The sequence below is a fragment of the bacterium endosymbiont of Bathymodiolus sp. 5 South genome (assembly GCF_900128535.1).
GTDB lineage: Bacteria > Pseudomonadota > Gammaproteobacteria > PS1 > Pseudothioglobaceae > Thiodubiliella.
Window position 1 is genome coordinate 22,876 of sequence record NZ_FQTR01000007.1, and the last position, 12,329, is coordinate 35,204.

Consider the following 12,329-nt stretch of genomic DNA (forward strand, 5'->3'; position numbering starts at 1 on the left):
AAAAATAAGGCTAATTGCCTGGTAAGGCATCAAGTAACTTGGCTGAATAAAATATTTCAACTGTTACATCTGGGTCATCAATTTGACAAGAAACAGCTTCGGCAACAGCATCAATGGCTGCTTGAGAGGCTTTTTCATTCAACATAATGTAAAAACCATCCGTATCTGTTTTAGTGTAAAAATCACGAATCTGCACATTAGTAACTTTAGCTCCATGGTCTGGAGAAATAATAGTCGGATGAAGGTCACCAACAAGATCCTCGGTTGATGTGTTAATAATAACCCCATTTTTACGGTAAATAAGCGTATAGTTACGCCTCTCAATAGATAAAACATCCTCTGTTGTATATTTACCCAATGAAGCTGTCGTTTTAGAGCCTTCTATGACAACAATCACCCCATTGTTGGCAAACATACAATGATAAGGTTGACTTATATCTTTATTCCCAAAACCAAACATCACTTGACTATCAGTTTGTCCCATACTAAGACTGATGCGGCCATCATGCTTCATATAACTTGACGAATAGAGACCGGCTAAACCCCAACCCGATTTCGGACCAATAAAAGTAAAAAGTAATGTGTTGATACCTGTAACTGTATAGCCTCTACCTAAGTCAAACTTTGGTATTTTATCTTGATTAATAGTCGCAACAACAGTGTGGTTGTAACTTACCTCTCGAGTTGCTTTATTCAAACTAATGCCTTTAACATTCTTGATTCCAAACAAACCATCAGCAGGGTAAGAAGTATACTGCAACATGTCAGTAACCGAAGCACCTAGATCCGCAAAAGTAACACAAAAATGCATATCTTTAGTTGTTATAACGGTTGATGCATAAAAGACCATTCCATTTTTTAAATAGGTAATAGTATTGCCACACCTTTTAACAGAGAATACATCGTTAATTGTATGTTTGCCAAATGAAGGTAAAGATTTCGGAGGGTTTCCGCTTTCCCGAATAGATATAACCCCATTATTTGAAAATATGGCGTAGTTAAGAACAGAGAAGGTATGACTTGAGAGGTTAGCAGCAAGACCAAACATTACTTGTTTGTCAGTTTGTCCAAACCTAAGAGAAACATATCCTTCTTTAAGAATGCCTGATGAATAAGCAATACTATTACCCCAACCACCGGCCTTAGCGGTGTTTATTATTTCGTTTTTAGTAATTTTACAGCCCACACTTTGATCGAATTTAACTGTAAAAGACCCTTCAGTGGCAGGATAATAATTATGTTGCAGTACATCGGTAACCGAAGCGCCTATATCTGTAAAAGCAGAACAAAAATGCACATCCTCAGTAGAATTAACAGTTGATACATAAAAGGTAACGTCATTTTTAAGGTAAGCAACAGTATTGCCGATTCTTTCAACAGAAAAAACATCGTCAATTGTATGTTTGCCAAATGAAGGTAAAGATTTCGGTATATTTCCGCTTTCCCTAATAGATATAACCCCATTATTTGAAAATATGGCGTAGTTAAGAACAGAGAAGCCCTCCTGACTTGAGAAAGTGTCGGAAAAACCAAACATCACTTGTCTGTCAGTTTGCCCAAACCTAAGAGAAACACGCCCATCTTTAATAACATCTGATGAATGAACATAGCTGCTCCAGCTGCCAGGATGGGCGATGTCTATTATTGTGTTTTTATTGGTAATTTTACAATGCACAATGTGGTCAAATACAGGGATAAAAATACCTTTTTTTGGGCTTGATGTCTTGAAATTCAAAGCCAAATTATCCAAATCAGGAATGTTGTTAAAAGTAACAAGATTTTGATCGGCGGGTGGAATACTACCGAATATAGATGCAGGTATGGTGAGTGTGTTTGCACTTTTACTGCCTTCGGCATTTTTCACACTCAAAGTTACCTCTTGTGCATCATCTGAAAAACTAACATTAACTGCCCTAGTGACTGCTTCAACGCCTTCCTTGGTGGCAGCCTTATTAAAAATAATGACCAGCCCTTGTTTGGTCATATTTTCAACCGAATTTCCAGTGCCAATAACGACGCCGTTATACAGTATTTTTTGGGTATCAGACTCAAGGCTTATTTCATTAATTTCCCTGATATTAAAGTGAGCGAGTTTCGGGTTAGCGGTATTAAAAATAATACGTAAATTATTATAATTTTTATGGGTAATAGATAAATCTTGACATTTTTCAAATAAAGTTGAATCATGAATCCTAGGAATAGAGCCACTAAGCACGGGTGGCAAATCATTTTGGGCAGGCATAAGTATTTGTCCTTGTGATTAAAAAATGGAAAATAATATCATAAAAATCTTGTGCGTAAACATAAATAGCCATAAAAAATTTACTTTTTATCTATTTGTATCATTTATCCAGTGATATTCGTTTGTCTTTATAGAGAGGAAAATCCAGTTTTACCTCTGCTAGGATAAGGTTTAAATAGCCACCTATTGAGCTAACCATTCAGGATGATAAATGAGCGCAAGGTTTTATGAATTGCAGGGTTGTTTTAATGTTGTTGGTTGCTAAAACCAGTGCATTTTCTTCATTTCTTAGCCAGGTACTTTGGCGTTTGCAGAGTTGGCGGGTGGCAATGATGGCTTTTTCTATCAGGTCTGTTTTGCTGATTTCACCGTTTAAATATTGCCAGGCTTGGCGGTAGCCAACACAACGGATAGAGGGTAAGTTTTCGTGTAAATTTGGGTTTTGTTTTAGAGTTTTTACTTCTTCTAAAAAGCCATTTTCCAACATTGATAAAAAGCGGGCTTCGATACGCTTGTGTAGTTCAGCTCGTTTTGGCATTAGAATGATTTTTTTAATAGGGTGGTTAATACTAGGTTGTTTGTTGCCTTGTAGTTCGCTTAGGGTTTTGCCGCTGAGTTCAAATACTTCTAATGCACGGGTAATGCGTTGTGAGTCGTTTGGATGAATGCGATTTGCAGCTTGTGGGTCAATTTTTTTTAAATCTTTATGTAGTATGGCAGAGCTTTTGTCATGAAGTAATTGGTTGAATTTTTCTTTAGATGCTTTGGTAGATTCTGGCAGGTTAGAGAGTCCATGTTCAAGCGCGTTAAAATAAAATGAAGTGCCACCAACTAAGATGGGTGTTTCACCATTTTTGAAGGCAGTTTCGATTTGTTTGTTGGCATCACGCATAAAATCAAAAGCTGAGTAAGTGTCTTCTGGGTTGCAAATATTAATTAAATGATGCGGATATTTTTCTAAGATAGTTTTGTCAGGCTTGGCAGTGCCGATGTCCATACCTTTATAAATGAGTGCTGAGTCAACGCTGATGATTCTTGCTTTGAATGTATCTGCCAGTTGAATAGCCAGATTGGTCTTACCTGAGGCGGTAGGACCCATCAAAAATACAACAGTTTGGTTGGGTGTTTGTAGCATAAAAAGTACTTTGAATTACTAGGCATTAATTTGATATAACCTACATTATAATATCAGCACTAATAAAAGTCTCACAGAATAAATGATGTTTACAATTGAAAATCAAGTAACGGGTAAAGTTTTTAGAACTGATGGCGATGGTGCTATTTTGGATGACGCACTTATCCATGGATTAAATTTCCCTTATGGTTGTCAAAAAGGCTTTTGTGGAAAATGCAAGGCGACGATTATTGAGGGCGAAGTGGGTTACGAAGGTGCTATCCCGAATGGCATTACGCCTGAAGAGGTGGCTGATGGTATGGCGCTGTTGTGCCAGTGCCGCGCTAAATCTGATGTGGTGTTGGTGGTTGATGAACTTGATAGTGTGGCAGATATTGAAGTGCGAACACTACCTTGTAAGGTGCAAAGTATTGAGCGCCTTAATCACGATGTGACGCAGATATTTTTAAAAATTCCAAATGCGGAGTCCTTACAATATTTGGCAGGGCAGTATATTGATTTAATTCACCCTGATTTTGAGCCTCGGGCTTTTTCTATTGCTAATGCACCGGACAATAACGGCTTGATAGAGTTACATGTGCGTTTGATTGAAGGGGGTAAATTTACCAATTTTGTTTTTAATCAATTGAGAGAAAAGTCGCTATTGAAACTGGAAGGACCCAAAGGGGGTTTCTTTTTTAGAGAAGACAGTAAAAAACCTGTGATCTTAATGGCTGGCGGTACAGGATTTGCACCGATTAAATCTATTGTTGAACACGCGATAGCCACTAAACTTGATCGAGCAATTTATATTTATTGGGGCGCGCGTGATGAGGTAGATTTGTATATGGATTTGCCTCAGCAGTGGGCGAATGAAAACGATAATATTTATTTTGTACCCGTGTTGTCACAGCCAAATAAAGATTGGCAGGGCAGAAAGGGCTTTGTGCATGAAGCTATATTGGAAGATTTTGAGGATTTAACTGGGTATGAAGTGTATGCCTGTGGGCCACCAAAGATGGTTAAATCTGCGGCTAAAAGTTTTGTTGAGCAAGGTATGATTCAGGATAATTTCTTTGCAGATGCCTTTGTGTTTGCTTTTACAGGGAAGAAATAATGAATGATATGCAACAACACTTAACAGAACAACTTACCCTTGCACTCAATCCTGTGCATTTAGAAGTCATTAATGAGTCTAATCATCATTCTGGGTCTGCAACGCAGTCACATTTTAAACTGGTGGTGGTGAGTGATGACTTCTCTGAGCTTAAACTGATTGATAGGCACCGATTTATCAATCAATTATTTAAAGCAGAATTAAACCATATCCATGCTTTAGCGATGCATACTTACACGCCAGATGAGTGGGGGATAAAAAATGGTGCACCTGATTCTCCTAAGTGTGCAGGGGGTTCAAAATCTTAAAAATTATTCCATTGCTGTTGTCTCTTTTATTGAGCTTATGTTTTGCTCAGAATGAAGCAAAGCCAGAACAAAAAATAGTTGAAACATCTAAGCGCTTTACTTCATATCAAAAATCACCCATACAATTAAGTGAAAATGATTTATGGCGGCGTATTTCTAAGGGCAATACGCTAAAGCCTCGCTCTCAAAAAGATTTGTATTGGCATATTAAATGGTTTAAGGATAATCCTAATTATTTAACGCGAGTGAGCAAACGCGCTCAACCTTATTTGCATTTAGTGGTTCGAGAAGTAGAAAAAGCAGGCTTGCCGATTGAGTTGGCGCTATTACCTATTGTTGAGTCGGCATATTATCCATTTTCTTATTCACACGGTACAGCATCAGGCTTATGGCAATTTATTCCTGATACGGGAAAACTCTATGGGCTAAAGCAAAATTATTGGGTGGATGAACGCCGTAGTGTGATTCGATCAACGCGTTCGGCGGTTAAGTATTTAAAGAATCTACATGCCTTGTTTAAAGGGGATTGGTTGTTGGCGATTGCCGGTTATAATTCTGGACCGGGTAGGGTGCAAAGGGCAATTGCCAAGAACAAAGCCAAAGGTAGAAAAACAGACTTTTGGAATATCTCCCTACCTAAGGAAACCAAAGGTTATGTACCAAGATTGTTGGCAGTGGCAGAGTTGATTAAAAACCCACATAAATATGGACAAACGATTACCTTTATTGCTAATGAACCAAAACTTGAATCAGTGTATGTATATTCGCAACTGGATTTATCCCTAATTTCTCAGTGGACTGGGTTAAGTTTAGATAAGCTTTATATGCTTAATCCTGATTTAAATCGTTGGGCAACACCCGATGTTTCTCGTTATGAATTGTTATTGCCCATTGAAAAAGTGGCAAGCTTTAAAAAAGCGCGTGCGGCTTATCCAAAGAAAAAACAGCTGAATTATAAGCGTTATACGATTAAATCAGGCGACAGTCTCAATAAGTTGGCAAAAAAATTCAATTCATCAGTGGCTTATATTAAGAACATTAATCATATAGAAGGTTTGAAAATTAGACACGGTGAAAAAATCATTATCCCTATCCCTAAAAAGTCAAAAGACTATTACTCATTATCTAAAGACCAGCGTACAGAACGGCGGTTAAATAGCCAAAAACACGGTAAAAAATTCATCCATAAAGTTATTAAAGGTGAAAATTTGTGGTTGATATCTAACCGTTATGATGTGCCTGTTGAAAGCATTATTAAGTGGAATAATTTATCTAATACCACCAAAGGTCTACAAATCGGGCAAAAATTAATAATTTGGCAGGTGTTAAAAGTCAAAGCATCAAAACTAAAAGACCTTACTAAAATTGGCGTGAAGGTTAAAAGAACGATAAATTATCGCATTAGGGCTGGCGATAACTTATCGGTCATTGCACATAAATTTGGTGTGCGCGTGTCGCAACTACGCAAGTGGAATAAATTGTCTATTAAAAAGTCATTGAAAATTGGCAAGAAACTTAAAATTATCAAATCCATTGTTAAACAATAAGGCGATCAAATGAATCAATTACCTATTTATAAAATCTTTGTAGCGGGTTTTGCCTTTGTCTTAACACATTGGAAGAAGATTATTGAAATATCAATCTTGCCGTTATTGTTAGCGTTGCCGTTATTAAGCTTGTCTGCGGAAATTATTGAATTAATAGGTATTTTTACGAAAGAAAGTACGGTAAAACCTGAAAATATTCAGGTTCCCAGCAATGTTCTTGTTTATTCTCTGTTGTTTTTATATGGGTATGCGAGTTTGTCAGTTAACATGTATCGATTGGTGGTTTTTGGCGTACAAAGTGTCTCATGGATGTCGATTTTTAAAATACGGCAAATTGTTGGCTTTATTGGACTAACTTTTTTTATTAATTTAGCAACGGGTGTGCCATCGTTGCTCGTTAATCAGATCTGGCTATACCTTGTGATTTCTTTTTTCCTTATTCCAATTTCATTGAATTTTATTAATATTGCCACTGATCAACCTTTAAAATTTAAGTGGGAACTCAATGTTGTTACGCAAATAAACTTATTCTTGTTACAGATTATATTGCCGTTGTTAATCGCAATAGTGGTCAATTTTTTAATTTCTAGTCTTGAATTAGCAAGTGTGATTAGTTGGATCGTTAAAGTGATTATTTTTTATTGGAGTTCAATTACATTGGCACTGTGTTATCAGTTAATCACTAAAGAGTCTCAATCTAATACTTCAAAGTAAAACCTTTTGGATACCTCATATCATAAGTGGCTTTGTCCAAGCGCTTGCGCGCTACTTTTTTTCTGAGTTTTTTGTAGGTCTTTAAAAAGCGTGCTAAGCGCTGATTTTTTTGTTGATAGCCCAAGTTCACTTTAATATTTGGCTTGAATACAAGCCGATCAATGTGTGTTTTGGAAAATGATTTGATGAGCATTTTCCCAGCTTGTTTTTGATAATTTTGATAGTCTTGATAAAGTTGCATAACGATTGTTGGATTGGCTTTGGAGCGTGCTAATGGCGCTGCAGATTTAACAGTTTTTTGAGGGCTAAATAATTCGCCGTTATTAGATATATAACCTGTGCAATGAGGTGCTTGCTTTTTTTTGCAATCATTATTTTCCCAACGCATTGCAATTTGTTGAGACTTAATCTTAATTTTAATATCGTTAGAAAGCCATTTTTTGGTGATATGTGCTTGAGCAACCCACGGCTGAAATTCTAATAGTTGCTTAATTTTATCTGTATCAAATTGGTATTTATTGTTGGTGAGTGCGTGGATGCTTTTTTTTAATACTGTTTGTGCAATGGGTAATTTAGTATCAATCTCCCAAGTAATTTTTGCTTTCAAAAAAGGGCTCTCCATTACTCTTAGTACCCCCCATACAATAAGTCCTATGATACTAAGAACAGTAAAACTGATAGCCAGTGGCTTTATTTTTTCTCTGAGCGTTTTTTTGCGTTTGTTGAATTTAGGCCTGCGTTTTTTCTTAACCATTGACAATCGCTAATACCAATTCATCAAAACTTAAGCCAGATGCTTTAGCAGCCATGGGTACCAGTGAGTGAGAAGTCATGCCAGGTACGGTGTTGATTTCTAATAAATAAGGTGTGTTGTTTTTGTCCAAAATGAAGTCAACACGCCCCCAAGTTTTTGCGCCCATCACATTAAAAGCTTGCAGGGCAATTTCTTGTAAGTGTTTTTCATCTGCATTTGAGAGTCCACACGGGCATAAATATTGGGTTGCATCAGAGATATATTTGGACTGGTAATCATAAAATCCTTGGTCTACTTTAATTTGAATCACAGGTAAAGGTTTGCCATTGAGAATTGAAACAGTATATTCACTGCCTTCTATCCACTTTTCAATGAGCACAGTATCGTCATATTTAAAGGCTAATTTTAAAGCAGGTTTTAGTTGTGACATATCTTCAACCTTGCTAATGCCAACACTTGAGCCCTCTAATATTGGCTTAACTGCCCAAGGTAGGGGAAAATCAATCTCAGGTATTGCCTGTCCGATATTAGCAACAATCCAAGGCGATAGTGCTAAATTGTGTTGTTTCCAAATATCTTTGGTTTTGGCTTTATCCATACATTGCTTAGATGCATTTGCATTTGAGCCTGTGTAGGCAATATTGCGCTTCTCAAGTTGCCTTTGAATCGTACCATCTTCGCCCCCACGACCATGCAATGCGATAAAAGCCTTGTCAAAATTCTGCGCCCAAAGTTGATTAAGATTGTCACCCAACCAGTCAAACTTAAAGCAATCAATATTTTGATTCTTTAAAGACTTGTAAATAGATGCTCCACTGTTTAAAGAGACATCTCGCTCGGCTGAATTGCCACCCATTAATACTGCTATCATATTATCACCACTTCAGTTTCTAGATTAATATTGTATTTAGATTTTACGGTTTGTTGAATGTATTTAATGAGATTTTCAATATCATCTGTACTGGCGTTATCTTGATTAATAATAAAGTTGGCATGTTTGTTGGATACGCAAGCACCACCCATACAAAAACCTTTTAAGTCGCTGTCTTCAATGAGTTTTGCGGCAAAATTATTGGGTGGATTTTTAAAGACACTGCCGCAATTCGCCTCACCAATCGGCTGAGAATCGTTACGCTTTTTTAACAAATCCTGAATGTCTTGCTGCTTACCAGTCTGTGGAAACTTTAAATTTGCACCAATAAAATACTCACCCTTGTGCTGTGGTACTACTTTTCTGTAGGCAATATCAAACTCAGTGACGCTACGCTTAAACACCTCGCCTAAAGTATTAATAGTGGTGACAGATTCAACCAAAGACCAAATCTCAAAACCAAATGCACCCGCATTCATTGCTAATGCACCACCGACACTACCTGGAATGGCACTTAAAAATTCAGCGCCATTCAAGTCCTGAGATCCGTAAAATCGAGAGAGTTTTGCCAGTGTTACACCTGCATCTACTTGAATAATACCATCTTTAATGCCCAGTTGATTGAGTTGTGTGAGTTTAATAATAACCCCCGAAAACCCTCTATCACGCACCAGCAGGTTACTACCTAAGCCTAGCATCAAGATAGGTTTTTGGTTATTTTTTAAAAAGTCGGATAACGTATTGAGCGTATCGGGTATAAAAAAATCTTGTGCGATACCGCCTACTCTCAACGAGCAATGTTTAGCCATTGGCTCGTTATGAGTCAGCATATTGTGTAATGATAGGTTTAACTAAAGTATGAATATCACCAGCGCCAAGTGTTAGTACTACATCATCATTTTCAATAATATTGGGTAAGACTTTAAGGGCTTCTTTAGTATTTTTAACCACAATTGGGTTAAGTGTTGAGCGTTGGCGAATACTGTTTGCCAGTGAGCTAGAATTAATATTGGCAATTGGACGCTCATTGGCAGGATAAACTTCAAGCAAGATAAGCCCATCCGCTTTAGACAGAGCGTGAGAAAAAGCATCAAACAAATCTTGTGTTCTTGAATAACGATGTGGCTGGAAAATCACCACTAAGTTTTTATTTGTGTGGGTGTTTCTTAAGCTTTCAAAAACTGCCAAAATTTCATTTGGATGGTGCCCGTAATCATCGTATAAAGATATTTGATGATTGTTAATAGTCAGTTTGCCATGATAATCAAGTCGTCGTTCAACACCAGCAAAACTTTTTAATGCACTTTGAATAATGTCAATCCCAATATCTAGCTCACAAGCCACACCAATAGCCGCTAAGGTGTTGAGAATATTGTGTCTGCCTATGCCATTGAACTCAACCTTAAAAGATTGCTTTTGAGGTGTGAGAATAACTTCAAAGTACATTTTTCTATTAGATTGAGTAATGTTGATTGCCTGAATATCAACCCCATTAGAAAAGCCATAAGTGACCAAAGGACGGTGAATGCTACTAAGGATATCTTTTACGCCATCATCATCTGCACACAGTACACAAGCACCATAAAAAGGTAGGTTAGAGGTAAAACTAACAAAGGCATCAGTGAGTTTTTTATAATCATTATCATAAGTGCTCATATGGTCTTGGTCAATATTGGTGATGACGCTGAGCATGGGTTGTAATAACAAGAAAGATGCATCAGACTCATCGGCTTCAGCGACCAAATAATCACTTTCACCGAGTTTTGCGTTGATACCGCTAGAATTTAAAATACCGCCAATAATATAAGTTGGGTCAAGTTTAGCGGTATTCAAAATATGCGTAATTAAACTGGTGGTGGTGGTTTTTCCATGAGTACCCGCAACAGCAATACCAAAGCGAAAACGCATAATTTCAGCCAACATTTCTGCTCTAGGGACAATAGGGGTATTGTTTTTCTGTGCTTTGATGAGTTCTGGATTTTTCTGACTAATCGCACTGGAAACCACGACGGCATCAGCATCTTTTATATTGTTTTGATGATGAGTATCAAAAATCTCACAGCCTAATTTTTGCAAGCGTTTGGTAACAGGGCTTTGATTTAAATCTGAACCTGAGATTTGATAACCCAAATTATATAGCACCTCAGCAATACCGCTCATACCTGAGCCACCAATACCAATAAAATGGATTTTTTTAATTCTAGAGCTAAAAGCAGGCAGTAAATTATTCATTTTGAAACGGTGATTATGGTGAACACTTGAATGCCTTTCCCTTTTCCAAAAGCACTCAAACCTTCGCCTGTGGTAGCAGTGATGCCAACATCACTAATCTCAATGTTGGTTAAGTTAGCAATATTGGATTTTAGTGCTTGCATTTTCGGTGTGATTTTAGGTGTTAGACACTCAATAGCAATGGCAATATGCTCAATTTTCCAATCGTCTAAATCTTTGAGTGCAAGTTTTAGATACTGTGCGCTATCAGTGATGCCTTGTTGACAAAGTTCATCCGCTTTAGCACCAAGAATATTTTGACCTGTTACTGAACAGAGCGCATTAGTGATTGAATGCAAAATCACATCTGCATCGCTGTTGCCTTTTAATCCTTGAGGATGATTAAACTCAATGCCACCTAAAATCAATGGCTTGCTGTTTTCGCTATCAAAAGCGTGGGAGTCTTGTCCGATTCCAGTTTTAATTTTCATTTTGTTTTAGATAAAAGTTTGCGAGGGTTAGGTCTTCTGCTACGGTGATTTTCAGATTACTTTTGCTTGCTTCAACCAAGACAGATTCCAAACCTAAATATTCAATACTGCTTGCTTCGTCAGTAATCATTAAATTATTTTGCACCACATTTTTTAAGGCTTTGGATAATACAGTAAAACGATACATTTGGGGCGTTTGTGCTTGCCAAAGTGCCGATCTATCTAAGGTGCTTTCCACGATATTGCCGTGAGATTTTTTAACAGTATCCACTACTTTTGTCGCCAACAGACCGCCTACAGGATGGTCTTTGAGTTGCTTAATCAGATTTTCTATTTCACTCGCCTTGACACAAGGCCTGGCAGCATCGTGCACCAACACCCAATCGTTGTCTTGGGCAAAAGGGCGTAATGTATTTAGTGCTGAGATAACAGAGTGGAGGCGCTCCTTGCCACCCATGGCAGTTGCCAGTAGTTTATCGTGATTGACAAATACTGAGTTTTTAAAGTCTGTGTCATTTTCAGCAATAGCAACGACACAACCCTTGATTTTTTCGATATTCAACAAAGTTTTAAGTGTTTGGTCAAGCACACTCAAGCCATTTTCTAATTTAAGATATTGTTTGGGCTGTTGGGCATTCATACGCGAACCTATGCCACTTGCAGGAACTATAAGAAAATGTTGGTCAGTTGACATAAGTCAGAATTATACCTAAGGCAGCGGCTGTATTAAATAGTCGCCCCTTAAAAACCACTCCAAACAAACCAAAACCACCCATTTTTCCAACCATCTAAATCAACAAAACTGCTTTTTATCCAGTACCACAAAAAACCTTAGGCATTTTACAAAAAATAAACCCAGTTTTTGCCAAAACAAAAAAATAGTGGCTATTACCAGCCATTTTCTCAAATTCCAAGCACAGGCAGCCATTAAAACATTAATCTCATCACCAACTTGCCCTT

12 protein-coding genes are annotated in these 12,329 nt (G+C 37.4%); 4 read left to right on the forward strand and 8 right to left on the reverse strand.

Annotation, left to right across the window (positions count from 1 at the left end):
- Window positions 1–10: 10 nt before the first annotated feature.
- Both BBROOKSOX_RS01660 and miaA read right to left on the reverse strand, forming a co-directional pair.
- Window positions 11–2,242, reverse strand: coding sequence for a hypothetical protein (locus BBROOKSOX_RS01660; RefSeq protein WP_139659455.1), 2,232 nt, complete (start codon window positions 2,240–2,242; stop codon window positions 11–13).
- Window positions 2,243–2,441: 199 nt separating this feature from the next.
- On the reverse strand, window positions 2,442–3,377 hold the full coding sequence (gene miaA / locus BBROOKSOX_RS01665; protein ID WP_139659458.1) for a tRNA (adenosine(37)-N6)-dimethylallyltransferase MiaA: 936 nt from the start codon (window positions 3,375–3,377) through the stop codon (window positions 2,442–2,444).
- 85 nt (window positions 3,378–3,462) lie between these two features.
- Here miaA and BBROOKSOX_RS01670 point away from each other — a divergent pair, with 85 nt between their 5' ends.
- The 4 genes from BBROOKSOX_RS01670 to BBROOKSOX_RS01685 are packed head-to-tail and all read left to right on the forward strand — an operon-like array spanning window position 3,463 to window position 7,042.
- Window positions 3,463–4,473: a CDP-6-deoxy-delta-3,4-glucoseen reductase gene (locus BBROOKSOX_RS01670; protein ID WP_180323812.1), complete on the forward strand. Its 1,011-nt coding sequence runs from the start codon at window positions 3,463–3,465 to the stop codon at window positions 4,471–4,473.
- Window positions 4,473–4,781: a BolA family protein gene (locus BBROOKSOX_RS01675; RefSeq protein WP_139659462.1), complete on the forward strand. Its 309-nt coding sequence runs from the start codon at window positions 4,473–4,475 to the stop codon at window positions 4,779–4,781. The genes BBROOKSOX_RS01670 and BBROOKSOX_RS01675 overlap by 1 nt, the downstream gene beginning before the upstream one ends.
- A gap of 29 nt (window positions 4,782–4,810) precedes the next feature.
- Window positions 4,811–6,328, forward strand: a complete 1,518-nt coding sequence (locus BBROOKSOX_RS01680; RefSeq protein WP_139659464.1) for a LysM peptidoglycan-binding domain-containing protein — start codon at window positions 4,811–4,813, stop codon at window positions 6,326–6,328.
- Between the two features lie 9 nt (window positions 6,329–6,337).
- A complete protein-coding gene (locus BBROOKSOX_RS01685) occupies window positions 6,338–7,042 on the forward strand; it encodes a hypothetical protein (protein ID WP_139659467.1) in 705 nt (234 codons plus the stop codon).
- Here BBROOKSOX_RS01685 and BBROOKSOX_RS01690 read toward each other — a convergent pair.
- The 6 genes from BBROOKSOX_RS01690 to ispD form a co-directional block, all read right to left on the reverse strand.
- Window positions 7,026–7,649, reverse strand: coding sequence for a cell division protein FtsQ/DivIB (locus BBROOKSOX_RS01690; protein WP_180323811.1), 624 nt, complete (start codon window positions 7,647–7,649; stop codon window positions 7,026–7,028). The two genes, BBROOKSOX_RS01685 and BBROOKSOX_RS01690, sit on opposite strands and share 17 nt — an antisense overlap.
- 139 nt (window positions 7,650–7,788) lie before the next feature.
- Complete coding sequence (locus BBROOKSOX_RS01695; RefSeq protein ID WP_139659472.1) at window positions 7,789–8,667, reverse strand: D-alanine--D-alanine ligase; 879 nt, start codon at window positions 8,665–8,667, stop codon at window positions 7,789–7,791.
- Window positions 8,664–9,476 carry a UDP-N-acetylmuramate dehydrogenase gene (gene murB, locus BBROOKSOX_RS01700; protein WP_257607729.1) on the reverse strand — a complete coding sequence of 271 codons (813 nt, stop codon included), beginning with the start codon at window positions 9,474–9,476 and terminating at the stop codon, window positions 8,664–8,666. Before murB ends, BBROOKSOX_RS01695 begins: the two co-directional genes overlap by 4 nt.
- 7 nt (window positions 9,477–9,483) lie before the next feature.
- Window positions 9,484–10,899, reverse strand: a complete 1,416-nt coding sequence (gene murC, locus BBROOKSOX_RS01705; RefSeq protein ID WP_139659474.1) for a UDP-N-acetylmuramate--L-alanine ligase — start codon at window positions 10,897–10,899, stop codon at window positions 9,484–9,486.
- Window positions 10,896–11,369: a 2-C-methyl-D-erythritol 2,4-cyclodiphosphate synthase gene (ispF, locus tag BBROOKSOX_RS01710; protein ID WP_010646954.1), complete on the reverse strand. Its 474-nt coding sequence runs from the start codon at window positions 11,367–11,369 to the stop codon at window positions 10,896–10,898. The genes murC and ispF overlap by 4 nt, the downstream gene beginning before the upstream one ends.
- The gene (gene ispD / locus BBROOKSOX_RS01715; protein WP_139659475.1) at window positions 11,359–12,063 is read right to left on the reverse strand and encodes a 2-C-methyl-D-erythritol 4-phosphate cytidylyltransferase; all 705 of its coding nucleotides are present in this window, start codon (window positions 12,061–12,063) and stop codon (window positions 11,359–11,361) included. Before ispD ends, ispF begins: the two co-directional genes overlap by 11 nt.
- Window positions 12,064–12,329 lie beyond the last annotated feature (266 nt).

Coding starts and splice junctions, on each gene's coding strand:
- BBROOKSOX_RS01660 (WP_139659455.1), bottom strand. CDS start 2,242: ATGCCTGCCCAAAATGATTTGCCACCCGTGCTTAGTGGCTCTATTCCT.
- miaA (WP_139659458.1), bottom strand. CDS start 3,377: ATGCTACAAACACCCAACCAAACTGTTGTATTTTTGATGGGTCCTACC.
- BBROOKSOX_RS01670 (WP_180323812.1), top strand. CDS start 3,463: ATGTTTACAATTGAAAATCAAGTAACGGGTAAAGTTTTTAGAACTGAT.
- BBROOKSOX_RS01675 (WP_139659462.1), top strand. CDS start 4,473: ATGAATGATATGCAACAACACTTAACAGAACAACTTACCCTTGCACTC.
- BBROOKSOX_RS01685 (WP_139659467.1), top strand. CDS start 6,338: ATGAATCAATTACCTATTTATAAAATCTTTGTAGCGGGTTTTGCCTTT.
- BBROOKSOX_RS01695 (WP_139659472.1), bottom strand. CDS start 8,667: ATGATAGCAGTATTAATGGGTGGCAATTCAGCCGAGCGAGATGTCTCT.
- murB (WP_257607729.1), bottom strand. CDS start 9,476: ATGGCTAAACATTGCTCGTTGAGAGTAGGCGGTATCGCACAAGATTTT.
- murC (WP_139659474.1), bottom strand. CDS start 10,899: ATGAATAATTTACTGCCTGCTTTTAGCTCTAGAATTAAAAAAATCCAT.
- ispF (WP_010646954.1), bottom strand. CDS start 11,369: ATGAAAATTAAAACTGGAATCGGACAAGACTCCCACGCTTTTGATAGC.
- ispD (WP_139659475.1), bottom strand. CDS start 12,063: ATGTCAACTGACCAACATTTTCTTATAGTTCCTGCAAGTGGCATAGGT.